Annotated in this window: 17 protein-coding genes; 13 read left to right on the top strand and 4 right to left on the bottom strand. The window is 72.9% G+C overall.

Features of this window, described 5'->3' with window-relative positions; genetic code table 11:
• Nucleotides 1-3: 3 nt before the first annotated feature.
• The gene (locus tag ACWD4O_RS27135; RefSeq protein WP_451283641.1) at nucleotides 4-1,209 is read left to right on the top strand and encodes an NAD(P)/FAD-dependent oxidoreductase; all 1,206 of its coding nucleotides are present in this window, start codon (nucleotides 4-6) and stop codon (nucleotides 1,207-1,209) included.
• A gap of 239 nt (nucleotides 1,210-1,448) precedes the next feature.
• Entirely contained in the window at nucleotides 1,449-2,450 is a 1,002-nt protein-coding gene (locus ACWD4O_RS27130; protein WP_451283937.1) for a LacI family DNA-binding transcriptional regulator, read from the top strand.
• A gap of 93 nt (nucleotides 2,451-2,543) precedes the next feature.
• Here ACWD4O_RS27130 and ACWD4O_RS27125 read toward each other — a convergent pair whose 3' ends face one another.
• The 3 genes from ACWD4O_RS27125 to ACWD4O_RS27115 all read right to left on the bottom strand — a co-directional run bounded on the left by ACWD4O_RS27125 (nucleotide 2,544) and on the right by ACWD4O_RS27115 (nucleotide 5,953).
• Nucleotides 2,544-3,548 (bottom strand): sugar ABC transporter substrate-binding protein, encoded by a 1,005-nt coding sequence (locus ACWD4O_RS27125; RefSeq protein ID WP_451283639.1) that lies wholly within the window; start codon nucleotides 3,546-3,548, stop codon nucleotides 2,544-2,546.
• A gap of 140 nt (nucleotides 3,549-3,688) precedes the next feature.
• Nucleotides 3,689-5,233, bottom strand: a complete 1,545-nt coding sequence (locus ACWD4O_RS27120) for a sigma-70 family RNA polymerase sigma factor (protein ID WP_451283637.1) — start codon at nucleotides 5,231-5,233, stop codon at nucleotides 3,689-3,691.
• Nucleotides 5,234-5,329: 96 nt separating this feature from the next.
• The gene (locus tag ACWD4O_RS27115; protein WP_451283636.1) at nucleotides 5,330-5,953 is read right to left on the bottom strand and encodes a DUF6629 family protein; all 624 of its coding nucleotides are present in this window, start codon (nucleotides 5,951-5,953) and stop codon (nucleotides 5,330-5,332) included.
• 138 nt (nucleotides 5,954-6,091) lie between these two features.
• On the opposite strand from ACWD4O_RS27115, the gene ACWD4O_RS27110 reads away from it, so the two are divergent.
• Nucleotides 6,092-7,027: an anti-sigma factor RsbA family regulatory protein gene (locus ACWD4O_RS27110; RefSeq protein ID WP_451283635.1), complete on the top strand. Its 936-nt coding sequence runs from the start codon at nucleotides 6,092-6,094 to the stop codon at nucleotides 7,025-7,027.
• 7 nt (nucleotides 7,028-7,034) lie between these two features.
• Here the strand turns inward: ACWD4O_RS27110 and ACWD4O_RS27105 are convergent, their stop codons facing one another.
• Entirely contained in the window at nucleotides 7,035-8,870 is a 1,836-nt protein-coding gene (locus ACWD4O_RS27105; protein WP_451283633.1) for a protein kinase domain-containing protein, read from the bottom strand.
• Nucleotides 8,871-9,119: 249 nt separating this feature from the next.
• Between ACWD4O_RS27105 and ACWD4O_RS27100 the strand changes: the two genes are divergently transcribed.
• The 10 genes from ACWD4O_RS27100 to ACWD4O_RS27055 all read left to right on the top strand — a co-directional run bounded on the left by ACWD4O_RS27100 (nucleotide 9,120) and on the right by ACWD4O_RS27055 (nucleotide 17,682).
• Complete coding sequence (locus ACWD4O_RS27100) at nucleotides 9,120-10,781, top strand: FAD-dependent oxidoreductase (protein WP_451283935.1); 1,662 nt, start codon at nucleotides 9,120-9,122, stop codon at nucleotides 10,779-10,781.
• A gap of 146 nt (nucleotides 10,782-10,927) precedes the next feature.
• A complete protein-coding gene (locus ACWD4O_RS27095) occupies nucleotides 10,928-11,365 on the top strand; it encodes a hypothetical protein (protein WP_451283631.1) in 438 nt (145 codons plus the stop codon).
• A 115-nt stretch (nucleotides 11,366-11,480) separates the two neighbouring features.
• Nucleotides 11,481-12,206: a class F sortase gene (locus ACWD4O_RS27090; protein ID WP_451283629.1), complete on the top strand. Its 726-nt coding sequence runs from the start codon at nucleotides 11,481-11,483 to the stop codon at nucleotides 12,204-12,206.
• A gap of 191 nt (nucleotides 12,207-12,397) precedes the next feature.
• Nucleotides 12,398-13,555 carry a SchA/CurD-like domain-containing protein gene (locus tag ACWD4O_RS27085; protein WP_450951892.1) on the top strand — a complete coding sequence of 386 codons (1,158 nt, stop codon included), beginning with the start codon at nucleotides 12,398-12,400 and terminating at the stop codon, nucleotides 13,553-13,555.
• 73 nt (nucleotides 13,556-13,628) lie between these two features.
• Entirely contained in the window at nucleotides 13,629-14,039 is a 411-nt protein-coding gene (locus ACWD4O_RS27080; RefSeq protein WP_351920405.1) for a cupin domain-containing protein, read from the top strand.
• Nucleotides 14,036-15,307, top strand: a complete 1,272-nt coding sequence (locus ACWD4O_RS27075; RefSeq protein ID WP_451283627.1) for a beta-ketoacyl-[acyl-carrier-protein] synthase family protein — start codon at nucleotides 14,036-14,038, stop codon at nucleotides 15,305-15,307. Before ACWD4O_RS27080 ends, ACWD4O_RS27075 begins: the two co-directional genes overlap by 4 nt.
• Nucleotides 15,304-16,554 (top strand): beta-ketoacyl synthase N-terminal-like domain-containing protein, encoded by a 1,251-nt coding sequence (locus tag ACWD4O_RS27070; protein ID WP_451283625.1) that lies wholly within the window; start codon nucleotides 15,304-15,306, stop codon nucleotides 16,552-16,554. Before ACWD4O_RS27075 ends, ACWD4O_RS27070 begins: the two co-directional genes overlap by 4 nt.
• 36 nt (nucleotides 16,555-16,590) lie before the next feature.
• Complete coding sequence (locus tag ACWD4O_RS27065) at nucleotides 16,591-16,845, top strand: acyl carrier protein (protein WP_351920411.1); 255 nt, start codon at nucleotides 16,591-16,593, stop codon at nucleotides 16,843-16,845.
• A gap of 1 nt (nucleotide 16,846) precedes the next feature.
• Nucleotides 16,847-17,326: an SRPBCC family protein gene (locus ACWD4O_RS27060; RefSeq protein ID WP_451283623.1), complete on the top strand. Its 480-nt coding sequence runs from the start codon at nucleotides 16,847-16,849 to the stop codon at nucleotides 17,324-17,326.
• Between the two features lie 23 nt (nucleotides 17,327-17,349).
• The gene (locus tag ACWD4O_RS27055) at nucleotides 17,350-17,682 is read left to right on the top strand and encodes a TcmI family type II polyketide cyclase (RefSeq protein WP_358808415.1); all 333 of its coding nucleotides are present in this window, start codon (nucleotides 17,350-17,352) and stop codon (nucleotides 17,680-17,682) included.
• Nucleotides 17,683-17,792: the final 110 nt, after the last annotated feature.

Genomic DNA, 17,792 nt, shown 5'->3' with positions numbered 1-17,792 from the left:
TTCATGAAGGACGTCCTGATCATCGGTGGCGGCTTCGCCGGCGTGTGGAGTGCGGCAGGAGCCGTGCGCGCCGCCCGGGAGGCGGGCACCCCCGGTGACGAACTGCGGGTGACCCTCGTCAGCGGCGGCGACGATCTGGTCATCCGCCCCCGCCTGTACGAGGACGCCCCCGACGGCATGCGCGTCGCCCTCGACCGCGTCCTCGGTCCGATCGGCGTACGCCGTGTCACGGCGACCGTCACCGGGATCGACACCGAGGCGCACACCGTGCGTGCTCTCGGACGCTCGGGTGAGGAACTGGAGCTGTCCTACGACAAGCTGGTGCTGGCCACGGGCAGCCAGGCCGTGCGGCCCGACTTCCCGGGCGCGCAGGAGATCTTCGACGTCGACACCCTCTCCGCGGCGGCCGCGCTCGACAACCACGTGCGGCGGCTGCCCGGCCGGAGCCCCTCGCAGGGCCGCTTCACGGCCGTCGTCGTCGGCGCCGGCTTCACCGGCGTGGAGATCGCCACCGCGCTGAGCGGACGCCTCCAGGCCGTCGCCGACCGCCACCTCGGCGCCGAGGACGTCCGGGTCGTCATGGTCGACCGCGCCGACGTCGTGGGTCCGGAACTCGGCCCGGGCCCCCGCCCGAACATCGAGGACGCCCTCGACGAGCTGAAGATCGAGCGCCGGCTGGGACGCACCGTGGCATCGGTGACCAGCCAGGACGTCACGCTCTCGGACGGCGAAGTGATCCCCGCGGCGACCGTCGTGTGGACGGCCGGTATGGCCGCGAGCCCGCTCACGGCCCAGATCCCCGGGGAGCGCGACCGGTTGGGCCGCCTGACCGTGGACGAGCACCTGCGGGTCGTCGGGGTGTCCGACGTCTACGCCGCCGGCGACACCGCGCTCGCCGCCGTGGAGGACGGCCACTCCGCGACGCAGTCCTGCCAGCACGCCCTGCCCATGGGCAAGTTCGCCGGTCACAACGTGGCGGCCGACCTCCTGGGCACCGCCCCGCTGCCCTTCACCGCCGACCCCTACGTCACCTGCCTCGACCTCGGCCCTGCCGGCGCCGTCTTCACGCAGGGCTGGGACCGCGAGATCGCGCTGACCGGCGAGGAGGCCAAGACCCTCAAGCACAACATCAACGCGCTCTGGATCTACCCGCCGACCGACGACCCGGAGGCGATCCTCGCCCAGGCGGGCCGCTTCTCCAACGGCTGACCACCGTCCGCCCCCCCGGTGAGCCGTCCGTCGCGTGTGCCTGTGCACCGCGGCGGGCGGCCCGTCCGTTCGGGGTCGCGCCTCCTGGTGCGCTCCGGGCCGAGTACGATGATCCCTGTCCAAATGTCCTGTCAATAGCCTGTTGTCGGGGGATCTCCGGGGCTCGCCAGGACCTGTCCTAGGGTGGTCGCGTCGAAGGGTGGGTTCAGGTGGATGCATCGGGCAGGCAGCGGCCCACGATGGCGGACGTCGCCGCGAAGGCGGGCGTCTCCCGGGCACTGGTCTCGATCGTGTTCCGCAACCAGCCGGGAGCGAGCGACGAGACCCGGGAGCGGGTCCTGCGGGTCGCCGACGAGATCGGTTACCGGCCCGACAGCGCGGCCCGGCTGCTGGCCCGTGGCCGCAGCCGCACGCTCGGTGTGATGTTCCACGTCCACCAGATCTTCCACACCAACCTCGTCGAGGGCATCTACCCGGAGGCGGAGCGGCTCGGCTACGAGGTCCTGCTGTCGGGCGCCACGCCGGGCCGCAGCGAGGAGAAGGCGGTCGAGGCGCTGCTCAGCCACCGCTGCGAGGCGGTGATCCTGCTCGGCTCCTTCGCCGAGCCCGCGTTCCTGGAGGAACTGGGACGCCGCACGGTCGCGGTCTCCGTCAGCCGCCGGGTCCCGCACGCCCACGTCGACTTCGTGCACTCCGCCGAGGGCAAGGGCGTACGGCAGGCGATGGAGCACCTCGTCGAGCTGGGCCACCGCCGGATCGTGCACATCGACGGCGGACACGGCCCCGGCTCGGCCGAGCGGCGGCGGGCCTACCGTGCGGCGATGCGCCGGCACGGGCTGGAGGCCGAGGCGCGGGTCGTGCCCGGTGACCACACCGAGGAGTCGGGCATCGAGACCGGCCGGCTGCTCCTCGCGGAACGCGACCGGGGACAGGCGCTGCCGACGGCGGTCCTCGCGGGCAACGACCGTAGCGCGATGGGCCTGTTGATGGCGCTGACCCGGGCCGGCGTGGAGGTGCCGGGCGACCTGTCCGTCGTCGGCTACGACGACAGCCACCTCTCCCATCTGATGCCGATCGGGCTGACCACGGTCCGCCAGGACGCGGTGCTCATGGCGGAACACGCGGTGCGGTTCGCGGTGGAACGGCTGGAGAAGCCCGAACTGGATCCGCGGGAAGCGGTGTTGGACCCGAAGCTCGTGGTGCGGGGCAGCAGCGGCCCGCCGCCGCAGAGCGCGGTCTGAGAGCAGGGAAGCGAGTCGGCCGGCACCGTGGGCACGATGCCGGCCGACGCGCTGCCGCTGCCGCTGCCGTAGCCGTAGCCGCAGCCGTGGAACTCAGCGTGTTCCGTTGGCCGCGAACTCGGCGACGGTGTCCGCGTTCTCCTTGGTGATGAAGGCGGGGCCGGTCAGGACGGGCGCGGTGCCGCCCCCGCTGACATTGCCGTTGTTCTTGTAGAGCCAGAGGGAGTCGACGGCGAGGTAGCCCTGCAGATAGGGCTGCTGGTCGACGGCGAACTCGACCGTGCCGCTCTGGACGGCCTTGACCAGGTCCTTGTTGAGGTCGAAGGTCGCGACCTTTGCCTTGGTGCCCGCGTCGGACAGCGACTGCACCGCGGTGAGCGCGATCGGGGCGCCGAGGGTGACCACCTGGTCGATGGAGGAGTCGGCCCTGAGCTTGGCGGTGATCGTCGACTTCACGGACGGCATGTCGGTGCCGTTGACGTAGAGGATGTCGGTCTTGCCGCCGAAGCCCTTCTTCAGGCCGGCGCAGCGAGCCTCCAGGGCGACCTGCCCCTGCTCCTGGATCACGCAGAGGGCGTGCTTGGCGCCGAGCTGGTCGAGACGTTCGCCGAAGGCCTGGCCCGCGATGTTCTCGTCCTGGCCGAAGTACTCGAGCATGCCGAGCTTCTTCCAGTCGTCGACGCCGGAGTTGAAGCCGACGACCGGGATGCCGGCCGCGGTGGCCTTGGCGACCACGTCCTTCATGGCCTCGGGCTTGGCGGCGGTGAGGGCGATGCCGTCGACCTTCTGGTCGATCGCGTTCTGCACGAGGTTGGCCTGGTTGCCGGCGCTGGGGTCGCTGGAGTAGACGAGCTTGATGTTGTCCTTGGCGGCCGCGGCCTGGGCGCCCTTGCGGATCAGATCCCAGAAGGTGTCGCCGGGGGAGGCGTGGGTGACCATGGCCACCGTCATCCGGGGTGTGTCCGCCTTGCCCGCGCCGGCGGCGGCCCCGCTCTCCTCGGACTTTTTCCCGCCGGAGCTGCTGGAGCAGCCGGCGGCGAACAGGGCGCCGACCAGGACGGTGGCGGTCAGAGCGGCGGCTCGGTGGTGTGTGCGCATGTCCCTTGCACCTCGCTGTGCTGGTCAGGGTGGGGTCTGCAGACCGGCGCCCGGCGGCTGGTCCGGCGACTAGAGCGCTTCATTAGCGCGCTCTAGTGGCATGACTATGGAGCCACTCACCGATGATGTCAACGGGTTTGTCAGGACGTTTTGACATCCTGTGTCATGGTCGTGGCGGACGTGTGGGCGCTCCGGTTCCGCCTGTTGCCGTGTCCCCTGCCGTGCCCGCTGCCGGTGTCCCGGGTGTCGGTCGCGCAGTCGGAGTCGCCGGCCGCGGGGTCCTCGTCGTCGCCGTCGTCCACGGTGCCGGGGTCCGGGTCGGTCGTGTGCGGAGCCTCGGGTTCCGGTGCTTCGGGTTCGGGGGTCTCGGGAGTCGGAGCGGGGGGTTCCGGCGCTTCCGGCGTGCCTTCCTCGACCGGGGGCGGGGGGTCCGTGGGCTTCTCGGCCGAGCCTCCGTCAGGAGCCTGCGGGAGGGAGGTTCCTGTTCCGCCGGAAGCGTCGCCGGCGTCGGAGCTGTCGCCGGTGTCGGCGGCGTCCGAGGGCGTGGTGGGCGCGGTGTCGGCCTTGCGGGCCGGGGCCGTCTCCGGGAGTTCGGTGGTCGGGGCGGACGGGCCCTGGTTCGCGGCGGCCTCGGCCCGGACGGCGGCCGGTGCGGCCGGCGCCGTGGGCGCCTCGGCCACCGGCGCCTGTCTCGCGGGCGCCTCGGCCACGGGGGTGCGCTGCACCGGTATCGGGGCGGCGTCGGCCCCGCCGAGGATGAGGCAGACCGCTGCGGCGCCCGCCGCGAGCGCGCCGGCCGTCACCGTCACGGGCGCCTTCGAGCCGCCGACCGCTGCGTGGCGCACCCCGTGCAGCAACCCGGTGCCGGGCCCGCCCGCGGTACCCGCCGCGGCCGTCGCCGCACCGGCCGACCCTGCGACGAAGCTCAGGAGGAACTTGCCGGTGCCGCCCAGCGCGAAGACCAGCAGGGCCGGTCCGACGAGTGCGGGGAGCCGGTTGTTGGTGAGCATCAGCGCGGCGAGCGTCTTGCGGCAGTCGTCGCACGCGTCCACATGGCCGAGCAGTCGCTCGCCCTGGCGCGCGGTCGCCGCGCCACGGACGTACGCGGGCATCCGGGCCCAGTGGACCTGGCAGGCGGGGTCCTCCGGGGCTCCGGTCTGGGCCCGCAGGAAGGCCTGCCGCATGCCCTCCCGCGCACGGTGCAGCAGCACGGCCGTCGCGCCGTCCTTGGTGCCCAGCTGCGGCCCGATCGCCGCCAGCGGCTGGCCCTCCGCCTCCGCGAGCCACAGCGCCTTCACCCAGCGCTCGGGCAGTTGGCCCAGCACTCGCACGACCAGGTCGACGGAGGACACCTGCTCGGCCGGGTCCTCTCCGTGCGCGCCGGTCTCGGCCCGGTCCTCGGTGTGCGGATCCCGTGGGGTCTCGCGCACCGCGCTGCCCGAGGCGATCGCGAGATGCCGCACGGTCGTCCTCAGATACGCCGGCACGTTGTCGATCTCGTGCCCCTCGGCGAGCCGTCGCCACACGCGGAAGTGCGCCTCGGCGACGAGGTCTTCGGCGGTCCAGGCGTTCCTGGTGAGGGAGCGGGCGTAGGCGACGAGGCGCGGCTGCTGCTCTTCGTAGACGCGGGCGTACGCGGCCGTGGCGGAGGCCGGGGCGGACGCGGCAGTGGACCGGTCGGTCATGGAGGAACGCTCCAGTTGCCTGCTGAGGGGCGGAAGGATTTGTGAGCCTAGATGACAAAACTTTCAACCAAAGTTGCAGTCATCCATGGATGTGACTCACATCACGTCCGAGGGGGCGCGGCGGCGGAGCCAACCGAGCAGCAGCACCGACCACAGGGCCGCGAAAGCGCACCAGGTCGAGACGAACTCCAGCCGCCACAGCGTGAAGCAGACCGCCGCGCCCACGCCGACCACCGCCCCCAGGACCAGCAGCCCCCGGTCGCCGGACAGCAGCAGAGAGCCGACGGTGGCCAGGAGGTAGCCCGCGACGAGCACCGCCGGGTGCGGAAGGTCCACGGTGTAGCCGATCGTGCGGCCGCGGATCTCGGCCGTCACCGGGCCGCCCGCGATCCCGTACGCGAGCGCCGTGGCGGTCGCGACGCCGACCGCGAGCAACAGCGTCAGCCCGCGTCGCGCGGGCGGCGGGGCGACGCACCACACCGCCGCCGGCACCCACACCGCCAGCAGCGGCATCGCCATGACGGCCCAGAGGACGGTGGCGGCTCCGCTGCCCCCGCCCGAGTCCCAGACCACCGCCTCCACGATCTGGTGCGCCCCCAGCAGCAGCGGCAGCGCGGCCAGCGGAAGGTCCCGGCTGCCGCGCGCACCCGTCACACAGGCCACTCCGACGGCCGCCACCCCGGCCCCCGCGACCAGATCGGCCGTCGCACTCCAACACATCAGGTCACCATGGGTTCGGCCGTCGTCCGGATCCGCCTTGCTGTGCTGCCACGCTACGTCCCGCTCCGGAGATCCACCTGCCGCCCTGCGGAGCGGCGTTACGCTGCTTTCGGCGGATACCGAAGGAGGCCGTGGGTGGTGGACGCCTCGCAGGGAGTCGACGGGCTCGGGCTGCTGCACCCCGCGCTGTTCTACCGGACCGAACGCGAGTACGTGGACCGGACCGTGTCGTTCGTACAGGAGGGCCTGGCCGTCGGCGAGCCGGTGGCGGTGGCCGTGCCCGGCCCCCACCTGGAGCTGATCGCGGCGGGACTGGGCGCCGACGCCCGGCGGGTCCGTCTGCTCGACATGACGGAGGCGGGCCGCAACCCGGGCCGGATCATCCCCACGGTGCTACGCGCGTTCGCCGACGCCCATCCGCGCGGCCGGGTGCGCATCATCGGCGAGCCGATCTGGGCGGGGCGCAGCGCCGTGGAGTATCCGGCGTGCGCGCAGCACGAGGCGCTGATCAACGCGGCCTTCGAGGGTCGCACGGTCACGATCCTGTGCCCGTACGACGCGACCCGACTGGACGGGCAGGTCCTGGCCGACGCGCGGATCACCCACCCGACCGTCATCGCCGACGGCACGGAACGGGTCAGCGACGCCTACGACTGGCCTTCCGTCCTCGCCCGCTACAACGAGGAGCTGGCCCCCGCGCCGGACGCCGCCGTGTTCTCCTTCGGCCCCGACGACCTGTTCGCGGTGCGGGCCTTCGCCGTCGGCCGGGCCGAGCGACTGGGCCTCGCGGGTCAGCGGCTGGCGGACGCCGAACTGGCCGCGGCGGAGCTGACGACCAACAGCGTGGTGCACGGCGACGGACGGGGCACCCTCGCCGTCTGGGCCGAGGCCGGGCAGATCGTCTGCGAGGTCCGGGACGCGGGCCGGCTGGCCGATCCGCTGGCCGGGCGCCGGGCGCCGGCCCGCGGTCAGATCGGCGGCCGCGGTCTGCTGCTGGTCCACTGTGTGACCGACCTGGTGCGCCTGCACACCGGCGACGACGGCACGACCGTCCGCTTCTACATCGGCCGCTGAGCGCACGTCAGTCGGCGGCGCGCAGCGCGCCCCAGGTGTTCTTGCCGACGATGCCGTCGACCGCCAGTCCCTTGTCGCTCTGGAAGCCGCGGACCGCCGTCTCCGTGTCGGGTCCGAAGTCGCCGTCGACGCCCGAACCGCCCACGTCGTAGCCGCGTCTGGTGAGCATGCACTGCAGTTGGACGACCCGCTTGCCGCTGTCGCCCAGGTCGGTGCGGCCGTTGCCCGAGTAGTACGTGCAGTCGGTGATCCAGGCCGGGGCGCCGGGCTCGGTCGTGTCCGGGGTGGGGGAGGCGACGGTGTCGTCGCCGGGGGCGGCGGGGGTGGTCGGTGGGCCGTCGACGGCGGGGACGGAGGCGGACGCGGAGGCGGAGGCGGAGCCTTCGGGCGACCCGCTGTCGTCATGGCCCGTGACGTCGCCGGGTCCGCCGGAGGCGTCCGCGCCGGAGGTCTGGCCCGGGGCGCCGGTGGTGCCCGGCCGGCCGTCGCCGCCGGGCAGACCGCCGGACCCGCCGCCGTCGGCCGACGCGACGGCCTCCGGCGAGGCGACGGCCGGGCCGTCCGTGCGGACGAGCACGAAGGCGCCCGCGGCGACGGCGCACAGGGCGGTGCCCGCTGCGGCGGCCAGGATCCGCTTCCGGCGCACCGGAGGCCTGCCCGCGGTGAGCGAGGTCGGCGCGACGGCGGAAGGCGCGGGCGTCGGTGCCTCGGGCGCCGGGCTCCCCTGCAAGGGCACCGGCACCTGCGCCGGCACCTGCGCCGGTTCCGGTTCCGGTACCGGTTCCGGTACCGGTTCCTGCACCGGTACCGGCTTCGTCCGGTTGTCCGAGGGCTGCAGGCGTTCCGCCCGTTCCACGGGAAGGCGGTACAGCGTCTCGTACGCGCGCCGGCGGGCCAGCACATGACCGTGCAGCGGTTCCGGCCAGCCGGAGGTCGCGGGACGCCCGTCGGCCGTGTCGATCAGTTGCCGCGGGGTCGGCCGCCGCTCGGGCTCCTTCGCCAGACAGGCGGTCAGCAGCGCCCCCAGCTCCGGATCGACCTCCGAGACGGCACCGGTCACCTCCGGGTTCGGCTGCTCGAACGCCACGCGGTGCATGACGTCGACACCGGTGCCGTCGCCGAAGGGGGCCCGCCCGGTCGCCGCGTAGAGCAGGGTGCCGGCCAGGGAGAACACATCGGACGCCGTGTCGCAGTGGCCCGTCCGCAGATACTCCGGCGACATGTAGGCCGCGGTGCCGACCCGGTTGCCCGTGCCCGTGATGGCGCTCGCGTCCAGGGCCTTGGAGATCCCGAAGTCGATCACATGCGCGCCCTGCGGCGACAACAGCACGTTGGACGGCTTCAGGTCCCGGTGCACGACTCCCACGGCGGCGAGGGCGGTGAGCGCCCGGCCCAGCTCGGCCACCAGCCGCCACACCGTGGCCGTGGGCAGGGCGCCGCCCCCGCGCACGGCTTCGGCCAGGTCCAGCCCGGGGATGTACTCGGTGGCCATCCACAGCAGCCGGTCGTCCCAGCCGGTGCCGCATAACCTCGGCGCGTGCGGCGGACCGAGGCGGCCGTGCACCGACGCCTCGCGTTCGAACCGGCGCTGGAAGCGGACGTCCTCGGCGTACTCCGGCCGGATCACCTTCACGGCGAACAGCCCGGGACCGTCGTCCACGGCCCGCGCCAGATAGACGCGCCCCATCCCGCCGCTGCCGAGCAGCGCCACCGGCACGAAGGGGCCGACGCGGCCCGGGTCGCCGATCCGGAGCGGAGCGGCGCCGGTCTGCCGGAGCGCGGCGGCCTCGTTCGCCGCGGAGTTCGCCGCGGAGTTCGGCGGGGGCGGCAACTGGTCGGACACGGAACTCCCGAAGTGATGTTCGTCGTAAGTCAGTTCGCACTGGGCGGGAGATCGAGGCTAGCCCGAGCCATGCCTGGTGCTCAGGGTTTCCACCGGTTCCGTCCGGCCCGTCCCGACCGTGCGCCGGCCCGTCGGCGGCGCGAAGCAGGCGGGTGAAGCCTGAAGCGCCGTCAGCTCCACGGGGCATGCATGAGGATCTCCGCCGTATCCGGCCGGGTCGGCGGACACGACGCGCTGGAGGCGAGAGTGATGAACCAACGAGCCGAAGAGGCCGGTCCCCGCACCCTCAGGGTCCCGGTCCTCATCGTCGGCGGCTCCCTGGTAGGTCTGGCGACCTCGTTGTTCCTGGGCAGGCTGGGGGTGCCGCATGTGCTGCTGGAGCGCCACTCCGGCACCTCCATCCACCCACGCGGCCGCGGCAACAACGTCCGCACGATGGAGCTGTTCCGGGTGGCCGGGGTCGAGCGGGCGATCCAGGAGGCCGCCGCCACCCTGGCCGACAACCACGGCATCCTGCAGGCGCCCACCCTGGTCGGCGACGCGGGGGAGTGGCTGTTCAAGGACATCGACCCGGGCGGCGGACTGGCCCGCTTCAGCCCCAGCTCCTGGTGCCTGTGCAGCCAGAACGACCTGGAGCCGGTCCTGCTGGACCACGCCAAGCGGCTCGGCGGGGACCTCCGGTTCTCGACCGAGCTGATGTCGTTCGAGACCGACTCCCATGGCGTCACCGCCGTGGCGAAGAGCCGGGACACCGGCGAGCACCTCACCGTCCGCGCGGACTACCTCGTCGCCGCCGACGGCCCCCGCAGCCCCGTCCGCGAGCAGCTCGGCATCGGCCAGAGCGGCCCCGGCGACCTGTTCCACAACGTCAGCCTGACCTTCCGCTCCCGCGGCCTCGCCGAGGTCGTGGGCGACCGCCGCTTCATCGTCTGCTACCTCACCAGCCCGGACGCCGACGGCGCCCTGCTGCCGGTGGACAACCGCGAGAACTGGGTCTTCCACGCCCCCTGGCACCCCGAACAGGGCGAAACCCTGGAGGAGTTCACCGACGAGCGGTGCGTCGAGCACATCCGGCGGGCGGTCGGGGTCGCCGACCTCGACGTGGAGATCACCGGCAAGGCGCCCTGGCACGCCGCCCAGCGCGTCGCCCGCAGCTACCGCTCGGGGCGGGTGTTCCTGGCCGGCGACTCGGCCCACGAGATGTCGCCGACCGGGGCCTTCGGCTCCAACACCGGTATCCAGGACGCCCACAACCTCGCCTGGAAGCTGGCCGCGGTGCTCGACGGCTGGGCGGGGGAGCGCCTGCTGGACAGCTACGACGCCGAGCGCCGCCCCGTCGCGGAGGCCACCAGCGCCCGGGCCGCCGTCCGCTCCGCCGAGCACAGCCACCCCGGATTCGCCCCGCCGCCCGGCGCGGGCGGCGGAGGCGGTCCGCAGCGGGGCATCCTCAACGTGGCCCTCGGCTACCGCTACCCGCAGGGCGCCGTGGTCGGCGCCGATCCCGCCTCCCCGGTCGTCCCGGAGGGCCTCGACCTGACCGGCGAGCCCGGCAGCAGGGCGCCCCATCTGTGGGTGCGGCGCGGGGACGAGCGGATCTCCACGCTCGACCTCTACGAGCGGTCCCTGGTGCTGCTCAGCGACGCCGGTGAGCCGAGCGGCTGGCACGAGGCCGCCGAACGCCTCGCCGCGGAGCTGGCCCTTCCGCTCAAGTCGTACCGGGTGGGCGCCGGCTCCGGGGCCGACCTGGCGCCGGAGGGCGACGCCGACTGGGCGGAGCGGCACGGCACGGCCCGCGGGGGCGCGGTGCTCGTCCGGCCCGACGGGTTCGTCGCCTGGCGGTCACCGGGCCCGGACCCGGCCCCCGAGTCGACGCTGCGTCAGGTCCTGAGCACCGGGCTGGCACTCGGCTGACCCCGGTTCCCCTCCCGTGGGCTTCACCCGTGTGAACGCCCCGAGTGGTGCTGCGGCGGCCGTCGGCTGACGGTGGATCACGTCCCGGTCGGGTCTTGTCAGCTGACGAGGCGTCGGCTGCCCGGCCGTGACGGAAGGACCGTCAGATGCGTTCTGCTCGCATGATCCTGGCCACCGCGGCGGCGTCCGCCGCCCTCGCCGTCGGCGCCCCCGGCGCCTACGCGGCCGCCGGTGACACGGACCACGACACCTCCTCCTACAGCAAGGAGGACAGCTTCTCGTACAAGGAAGAGCACGGCAAGGAGGAGTCCGGCAAGGACGAGCAAGGCAAGCCGCACGGTGGGATGCACACCGGCGGCGGAGCCCTCAGGGACACGGCCGCGGACGGCGAAGCCGACAAGGAGGCCGGCAAGGACAAGGGCTCCTGGGGCGGCGGCCACGAGAAGCCCAGCGGCGGCGTGCACACCGGCGGCGGCGCCCTCGCCGGGCCCTCGGCGACCGCGGCCGGCCTCGGCGTCCTCGCCGTCGCCGGCACCGGCGTCTACGCCCTGCGCCGCCGGAAGTCCGCCGGAAGCGTGGTCTGAGCCATGTCGGTTGCGATAGCGAAGACGCGTCCGCCGCCCGTACCCCGTGCGGCGGCCCGGCTCGCTCCCCGTGCCCCGTACGCTCCGCTGCCGCGCCCGAGTGAGGTTGTCTCCGATGGCAGTTCCCCCTTCGTCCCCCACCCCCACCCCCACGTCCACGCCCACCCCGTCCTCCTCCGATCCCGGCAGCTCCCGGGCCGGTATGACGATGCTGTGCGCCGCGGCCGCCGTGATCCTGGCGCTGAACCTGTTCGGCGGCAACGACACGTCGACGACCGGCATGTCCCGCCCCCCGCACGCCCCGCCCGCCGCCGCCTCGGTCCCGGGCACCCGCGCACCGGCCACGCCCACGTCGGGCGCGGCCGCCGACGCCCCGATGGGCAAGCATCTGCCGCGCTCGCGGCCGGTACGTCTGCTGATCCCGAAGATCTCGGTCGACGCGCCCTTCACCGACCTGTCCATCGGCCCCAGCGGCCAGCTGGACGCGCCCCCCGCGAACGACGTCAACCTCGTCGGCTGGCACGCCGACGGGGCCTCCCCGGGGGAGCCGGGCACCTCGATCATCGCCGGGCACGTCGACACCAAGACGTCCGCCGCCGTCTTCGCCGGGCTCAGCTCGCTGGCCAAGGGCGACCTCTTCCACGTGCTGCGGGCCGACGGCAGCAAGGCGACCTTCCGGGTCGACAGCGTGGAGACCTTCGACAAGGACGACTTCCCCAGCGAGCGGGTGTACGCCGACACCGCCGAGGCGCAGGTGCGGCTCATCACCTGCGCGGGGGCCTACGACCGACGGGTCAAGGACTACACGGAGAACCTGGTCGTCTTCGCCCACCTCGTCTGACCGTCCCCCACCGACCGTCCCCCACCGACCTTCTCCCACCGGCCGTCCGCCACCCGTTCACCCGCCCAGTCACCCACGTAGTTCATCCGAGTCGCGCACTTGCGGGGACGGGCACAGGATCGAGGAACGCTGACGTCGCGGACCCGCGGCCGACGTTCACCACCCCCCTCCGCGAAGGAGATGTGCGCAGGATGACCACCACGTCCGAACGTGTTGCAGGTTCGCGGACGCGACAGGCGTCGCAACGTGTCTCCCAGTCCGTGTTCGACGGCTCCCGCCTCAGGGTCGTCCTGCTGGTCGACGTCTACGACGGCGCCCAGCAGCAGTTCCTCGAGGCGTACGAGCAGCTCTGCAACCAGGTCGCGTCCGTCCCCGGGCATGTCAGCGACCAGCTCTGCCAGTCCATCGAGAACCCCTCCCAGTGGCTCATCACCAGCGAATGGGAGAGCGCCCCGCCGTTCCTCGCGTGGGTCAACAGCGAGGAGCACGTGCGGATGGTGGAGCCGCTGCACAGCTGCGTCCGTGACACCAGGTCGCTGCGCTTCCACGTGGTCCGCGAGACCGGCGGCCCGGCGGCGGCCGCCGACGCGGGCAAGCGCCGGCTCCAGACCTCGCCCAGGATCGGCGACGGCATGATCCGGCACGCGCTCACCTTCACCGTCAAGCCGGGCAGCGAGGAGATCGTCGCCAAGATCCTCGCCGACTACGCCTCGCCCGAGCCGCAGGTCGACGACACCACCCGGCTGTGCCGCACCTCGCTGTTCATGCACGGCAACCGGGTGGTGCGGGCCATCGAGGTGCGGGGCGACCTGCTCTCCGCGCTGCGGCACGTGTCCCGGCAGCCCGAGGTGCGGGCCGTCGAGGAGGCCATCAACCCCCATCTGGAGCAGGACCGGGACCTCAACGATCCGGAGTCCGCCCGGGTGTTCTTCACCCGGGCCGCGCTGCCCGCCGTCCACCATGTGACGGCGGACCGGCAGGACCCGCAGGCCGAGCGGTACGCCCTGTACTACCCGGCCCGTCCCGACCGCGGCATGAAGCTCGCCGAGCTGCTGGCCCGGCAGGACGAGGCGGCGGCGGACGACGCGCGCAACCCGGTGCTGCGCAGCACGATCTTCCAGCGTGACGACGTCGTCGTACGGCTGGTCGACGTGCGCGGCGGACTCGACGCCGCCGACCCCGTACAGGCCCTCGGTCTGTCTGACCCCAAGCAGGTGGCCGAGCTGACGACGCTGCTGGACGACGCCGGCGACGCGGACCGGTCCGCGTCGAAGGACGCCCGACTCGCGCGACTGCTCGAACTCGCGCGCATGGATCTCGTCACCGACCGCCGGTCGCCCGAGGCCTGAATCGTCATCACGTGGGCCGGGGCGGCGCCCCCGCCCCGCCCACGTCGGCGCAGTACATCATCGGAGGAACGTCGTGATCACATCCCGTCCCAGAGTCGTCGATCTCAGCGAGGTCGAGCCGAACACCCGGCGCGGCGGCGATCTGCGCGCCATGCTCACCCCGGTCACGGTCGGCTCGACCAGCGGTTTCATGGGCCTGGCCCTCATCAAGCCCGGCGACCGCATCGCTGAGCACTACCACCCGTACTCCGAGGAGTTCGTGTACGTCGTGTGCGGGCAGCTGGAGGTGGACCTGGACGGCGAGGCCGTGGCGCTGCAGCCCGAGCAGGGACTGATGATCCCCGCCCACATGCGGCACCGCTTCCGCAACGTCGGAAACGTCGAGGCCCGCATGGTGTTCCACCTCGGCCCGCTGGCCCCGAGCCCGCCGCTCGGTCACGTCGACACCGAGGAGAGCGACGCCGAAGCCGTGGTCCGCTCATGACCGGGCGCCGTGTGGCGGTCACCGGCATAGGCATCGTCGCCCCCGGCGGCATAGGCGTCCCGGCGTTCTGGAAGCTCCTCACCGAGGGGCGGACGGCGACGCGCGGCATCACCTTCTTCGATCCGAGCGGCCTGCGGTCGCGGATCGCCGCCGAGTGCGACTTCGAGCCGACGGCCCTCGGGCTGGACGCGCAGGACGTCGAACGGTGCGACCGCTACATCCAGTTCGCCCTGGTCGCCGGCGACGAGGCGGTACGGGACGCCGGTCTCGACCTGGCGGGCGAGAACCCCTGGCGGGTCGGCGTCTCGCTGGGCACCGCGGTGGGCGGCACCACCCGGCTGGAGAACGACTACGTCAAGGTCAGCCACGGCGGGCAGCGCTGGGACGTCGACCATCGCGAGGCGGCCCCGCAACTGCACCGGGCGTTCTCGCCCAGCACCCTGGCCTCGACGGTCGCCGAGCGGTTCGGGGCCCGCGGGCCGGTGCAGACGGTCTCCACGGGCTGCACCTCCGGACTCGACGCGGTCGGCTACGCCTTCCACACCGTGGAGGAGGGCCGGGCCGACATATGCATAGCCGGCGCCTCGGACTCGCCGATCTCCCCGATCACCATGGCCTGCTTCGACGCGATCAAGGCCACCTCCTCCAACAACGACGACCCCGCCCACGCCTCGCGTCCCTTCGACGCCGACCGCGACGGGTTCGTCATGGGCGAGGGCGGCGCGGTGCTCGTCCTGGAGGAGCTGGAGCACGCCAGGGCCCGCGGCGCGCATGTGTACTGCGAGCTCGGCGGGTACGCCACCTTCGGCAACGCCTACCACATGACCGGCCTGACCAGCGAGGGCCTGGAGATGGCCCGGGCCATCGAGGACGCCCTCGGCCACGCCAGGGTCGACGCCACGGCGATCGACTACGTCAACGCGCACGGGTCGGGCACCAAGCAGAACGACCGCCACGAGACCGCCGCCGTGAAGCGGGTCCTGGGCCGGCACGCCTACGACACCCCCATGAGCTCCATCAAGTCGATGGTGGGCCACTCCCTGGGCGCGATCGGGGCGATCGAACTCGTCGCCTGTGTGCTGGCGCTGGCCCACCAGGTCGTACCGCCGACCGCGAACTACGAGACGCCCGACCCCGAGTGCGATCTGGACTACGTCCCGAAGGTGGCCCGCGAGCGCAAGCTGGCCAGCGTGCTGTCGGTGGGCAGCGGGTTCGGCGGCTTCCAGTCCGCGGTGGTCATGAACCGGCCGAGGGAGAAGACACGATGAGCGAACCCCTTCCACGGCGCGCGGCTGTCACGGGAATCGGCGTGGTCGCGCCCAACGGAGCCAGTACCGAGACCTTCTGGAAGTCCACCAGGGAAGGCATCAGCGTCCTGGACCGGGTGACCCGCGAAGGCTGCGAGCACCTGCCGCTGCGGGTGGCCGGCCAGGTCCGCGACTTCGACCCGGCGGCCGCGATCGAGGAGCGCTACCTCGTCCAGACCGACCGGTTCACACACTTCGCGATGGCCGCGGCCGACCTCGCGCTGGCGGACGCCGACCTCGGCCGGCCCGACACCGACGCCGCGCCGTTCTCGGTGGGCGTGGTCACCGCGGCCGGTTCCGGCGGCGGCGAGTTCGGACAGCGGGAGCTGCAGCAGCTGTGGGGCAAGGGCAGTCGCTATGTCGGCCCGTACCAGTCCATCGCCTGGTTCTACGCCGCCAGCACCGGCCAGATCTCCATCCGCCGCGGCTTCAAGGGCCCCTGCTCGGTCGTCGCCGCCGACGAGGCCGGCGGCCTGGACGCCCTCGCACACGCGGCGCGGGCCGTGGTGCGCGGCACCGATGTGATCGTGGCCGGGGCGACCGAGGCGCCGATCGCCCCCTACTCGGTCGTCTGCCAACTCGGCTACGAGGAACTCAGCACGGTCGACGAACCGACCCGCGCCTACCGCCCGTTCACCTCTGCGGCCTGCGGGTTCGTGCCCGCGGAGGGCGGCGCGATGCTCGTGGTGGAGGAGGAGTCCGTGGCCCGGGCGCGCGGTGCGCGGGTGCGGGCCCGCCTCGCCGGACACGCGGCGACCTTCACCGGCGCCTCCCGCTGGGAGCAGTCCCGGGAAGGACTCGCCGAGGCCATTCGCGGAGCCCTGGCGGAGGCCGACTGCGCCCCCGAGGAGATCGACGTGGTCTTCGCCGACGCCCTCGGCGTACCGGAGGCGGACCGCGCCGAGGCGCTGGCGATCGTCGACGCCCTCGGCCGGCACGGCGCCCGGGTGCCCGTCACGGCGCCCAAGACCGGGATCGGCCGCGGGTACTGCGCGGCGCCGCTGATGGACGCCGCGGCGGCGGTGCTCGCCATGGAGCACGGCCTGATCCCGCCCACTCCCAATGTCTTCGACATCTGCCATGACCTCGACCTCGTGACCGGCACTGCCCGCACCGCCGAAGTGCGCACGGCACTGGTCCTGAGCCGGGGACTCATGGGGTCGAACTCGGCGCTGGTGCTGCGGCACGGCGCCACCGACGCCTCGTAGCGAGGCGGCGCGAAGCAGTAGAGGAGAGGAACACCCATGACCGACCGCATCACCGTGGAAGAGCTGGCCGAACTCATGAAGAAGTCCGCAGGCTGCACCGTCGCCCCGGCCGAACTCCGGCAGGACGGCGTCGACTTCGGCACCCTGGGCGTCGACTCGCTCGGGCTGCTGGGCATCGTCGGCGAGCTGGAGAACCGGTACGGCACGCCGATGCCCTGCGACGCCGAACGCTCCAAGTCGCCCCGGGAGTTCCTCGACCTCGTCAACAGTGCCCTCATGACAGGAGCGTGAGATGACCGGACACACACAGAACGAGATCACCATCGCGGCCCCGCTGGACCTCGTCTGGGAGATCACCAACGATCTCGACAACTGGCCGCGGCTGTTCAGCGAGTACGCGTCCGTCGAGATCCTCTCCCGGGAGGGACGCCGGACCACGTTCCGGCTGACCATGCACCCGGACGAGAACGGCAAGGTGTGGAGCTGGGTCTCCGAGCGCGAGCCGGACCGCGAGACGCTCACCGTCAAGGCCCGCCGGGTCGAGACGGGGCCGTTCGCCCACATGAACATCCACTGGCGGTACGAGGAGGTCCCGGCCGGCACGCGGATGATCTGGACGCAGGACTTCGCGATGAAGCCCGAGGCGCCGGTCGACGACGAGTGGATGACCGACAACATCAACCGCAACTCCAAGGTCCAGCTGGGCCTGATCCGCGACCGCATCGAGAAGGCCGCCGCCGAACGCGGCGCCACGCCCGGTCTGACCGACTGAGCCGGACGGAGGACAGTCCCCCCATGCACCAAGCCCTGATCGTCGCCCGGATGGCCCCGGGATCGGCGCCCGACATCGCCAAGGTCTTCGAGGACTCCGACCGGGGCGAGCTGCCGCAGCTCGTCGGCGTCGTCCGGCGCAGCCTCTTCCAGTTCGGCGATGTGTACATGCATCTGATCGAGTCCGAGCGCGAACCCGGGCCTGCCATCGCCAAGATCACCGGGCATCCCGAGTTCCGGGACGTCAGCGAGCGCCTGTCCGCGTACGTCAGCGCCTACGACCCCGAGACCTGGCGTTCCCCGAAGGACGCCATGGCGCAGCGCTTCTACCTCTGGGAGCGCGAGCGGGCCGGCTGACCCGCGCCGCACGACACCTCACCGGCCGCCGGGCCCGCGACACTGCGCCGCCCCCTGAGCGCACCCTCCACAGCCCCACCCACTGCTCCACCCACTGCTCCACCCATTGA

The sequence above is a fragment of the Streptomyces sp. NPDC002623 genome (assembly GCF_053592635.1).
Note: the sequence above shows the minus strand (reverse complement) of the source record. Positions and strands in the feature narration are given on the sequence as shown.